This is a genomic window from Falsiroseomonas oryziterrae, assembly GCF_021864505.1.
GTDB classification, from domain to species: Bacteria; Pseudomonadota; Alphaproteobacteria; order Acetobacterales; family Acetobacteraceae; genus Falsiroseomonas; species Falsiroseomonas oryziterrae.
In genome coordinates this window covers 1-2,493 of record NZ_JAKJIB010000458.1, presented here as the reverse complement: position 1 = coordinate 2,493, position 2,493 = coordinate 1, and the positions used below count along the sequence as shown (strand labels likewise).

Sequence of the window (2,493 nt, the reverse complement as noted above, 5' to 3'; positions counted from 1 at the left end):
GCGCGGTCTCCGCCACCGTGGTGGCCGAGGTCTCGGCCCGCGTCGTGGATCGCCAGCGCGGCCGCGCGCTCGGCTGGACGCTCTCGGGCCAGTCGCTCGCCATCCTGCTCGGCGTGCCGGTGGCCGCCGCGCTCGGCGAGAGCATCGGCTGGCGCGGCGTGCACCTCGCCGTCGGCGTGCTCTCGGCGATCGCCGGCATCGCGCTGCTGATCGTGCTGCGCCGCCCCGCCGCCGGCGCCGCCGCGCGTCGCGCCTCCACGAACTACCGCGCCGCGCTGTCCTTCCGCGTGCTGTCGCTGCTCGTCATGGCGGTGACCGAGCGCAGCTGCTACGCGCTCGCCGCCACCTTCTTCGCCACCTACCTGATGTCCGCCTACGACCTGCCGGTCTCGGCCATCGCGCTGCCGCTGGCGATCTTCGCGGGCGGCAACATCCTCGGCACGCTGCTCGGCGGGCAGCTCGCGGATCGCCTGCCGAACCGGCTGCTGACCTTCGCGGGCGCCATGGTCTGCGCGGCCGTCGTCGCCCTGCCGCTCTTCCTCTGGCAGGGCGGCGTTGCCGCGACCGTCGCGCTCGGCTTCGCCTTCATCTTCTGCAACTCGACCGCGCGGCCCTGCCTGATGGCGTCGCTCAGCAACGTGCCCGAGGAAGTGCGCGGCACCGTGCTCGGCCTCAACGTTACCGCCGCCTCCATCGGCTGGCTGGGCGCGGCCGCGCTCGGCGGTCTCGTGCTGGCGACCTTCGGCTTCGCCGGCTTCGCCGCCATGGCCGCCGCCTTCGCGCTGCTCGGCGCCGGCCTCGCGGTCGCGGGACGGCGCCTCGCCTGATACTCCCCACAAAACCGCTTCGCGGCTTTGCGGGGACCCCGGCCTGAAGCCCGGCCGTCGTCATCCGGCGCTGCGTTGCCGCGGCAAAGCCGCGGCGCCGCCCCGGCGCGTCCAAACGGGTTCTGTCAGGCGCCCAAAGGCGTCACCGGTGGCGTCCTCACGCCAGCGTCGCGAACAGCCCCGCCAGCAGCCGTGCCCGCGGCACCAGCGATCCCACCGCGATGTGCTCCTCCAGCGTATGCGCCCCGGCGCCGCCCACGCCGAGCCCGTCCAGCGTCGGCACGCCCATCGCGCCCGTAAAGTTGCCGTCCGATCCGCCGCCGCTCGACTGGTGCGAGATGTCGAAGCCGATCGCCCGCGCGATCCCGCGCGCATGCTCATACAGCGCCATCACCTTCGCGTCCGGCTCCCACACCGGCCGCGTCACGCCGCGCCGCACCTCCAGCAGCACGTCGGGCGTCGAGGATTGCAGCGCCAGCATCCGCTCCACCCCCGCATCCAGGTCCTGCTGCCGCTTCGCCATCGACAGCACCTCGAGGTCGCAATGCGTGGCCACGCAGTTCACCCACTGCCCGCCGCGGATCACCCCGGCCGAGAAGGTGCAGGACTCGGTCGTCATCGCCTCGATCGCCAGCACCTGGCGGCACATCTCGCGGATCGCGCTGCGGCCCTCGGCCAGCGTCCAGCCCGCATGGCTCGGCCGCCCCGTGGTGCGCAGGTTGAAGCGCGCGATGGCGTAGCGCCCGCTCACCACGCCGCCATCCGGCCGCGCCGGCTCCGGCACCAGCACGAAGCGCGCGCGCGACGCCTCCGCCTCGATCAGGTCGCGCGTCGACGGGCTGCCCACCTCCTCGTCCGAGGTCAGCAGGACGGTCACCGGCAGCGAGGTCGGCACCCCCGCCTGCGCCATGCGCCGCAGCGCCTCGACGGCGAGATAGGTGCCGCCCTTCATGTCGAAGATGCCGGGGCCGCGCACCAGCCCGCCCTCGCGCCGCCAGGGCATGCGCTCCAGCGTGCCGACCGGATGCACCGTGTCGAGATGCGCCAGCACCAGGATTCCCGGCACGTCGCCGGCCGCATGCGGGAAGCGCGCGCGCACGCAGTCGCCGAAGCCCATCCGGCCCGGGATCCGCTCGACCCGGGCGCCGAGCAGCGCCAGCTCGCGCCCCGCCAGGTCCATCATGCGGTTGACCGCCGCGGCGTCGAAGGTCGGGGATTCGCATTCCACCCAGGGCCTGAGCCCGGCGAGGATCGCCTCCGTGTCGAAATGCAGGTCGAGGGCAGGGTGGCGCAGTGCGTCCATGCGGCGTCTCCGTCTGCGCGCCAGCCTGCGGCCGCGTCGGGGCCCCGTCCAGCCTGACGGATCGGTCATGTGCCCGGTTGTGCATCCCCTGCTATTCTCGCGCCGATGACCGTCCCCCCGACGCCTGCCCGCCGGAGGCTTGTGCCCCAGGCCGGCCCCGCCGTGTGGCACGCGGCCGATCTCCGTCCCTCCGACTGGATGCTGCCGCTCGGCGCCGAGCACGCAACGGAGCTGGAAGCGGCGTTGGCCGCGCTCGACGGCCGCGCGCCCGCCAGCGCGGCGGAGGCGCCGCTGCCGCAGCTCGCCGCGGTGCTGCGTCAGGCCGCCACGCGCCTCGACACCGGCCAGGGCTTCTGCCTGCTG

Annotated in this window: 2 protein-coding genes and 1 pseudogene; 2 read left to right on the top strand and 1 reads right to left on the bottom strand. The window is 74.4% G+C overall.

Features of this window, described 5'->3' with window-relative positions; genetic code table 11:
• On the top strand, window positions 1-827 hold an 827-nt coding region (locus tag L2I40_RS21850; RefSeq protein WP_237217370.1), incomplete at its 5' end, for an MFS transporter.
• Window positions 828-984: 157 nt separating this feature from the next.
• On the opposite strand, the gene L2I40_RS21845 is transcribed toward L2I40_RS21850, so the two are convergent.
• Complete coding sequence (locus tag L2I40_RS21845) at window positions 985-2,130, bottom strand: M20/M25/M40 family metallo-hydrolase (protein WP_237217369.1); 1,146 nt, start codon at window positions 2,128-2,130, stop codon at window positions 985-987.
• 162 nt (window positions 2,131-2,292) lie between these two features.
• Between L2I40_RS21845 and L2I40_RS21840 the strand changes: the two are divergent.
• Window positions 2,293-2,493, top strand: a pseudogene (locus tag L2I40_RS21840) (TauD/TfdA family dioxygenase); the annotation flags it as partial.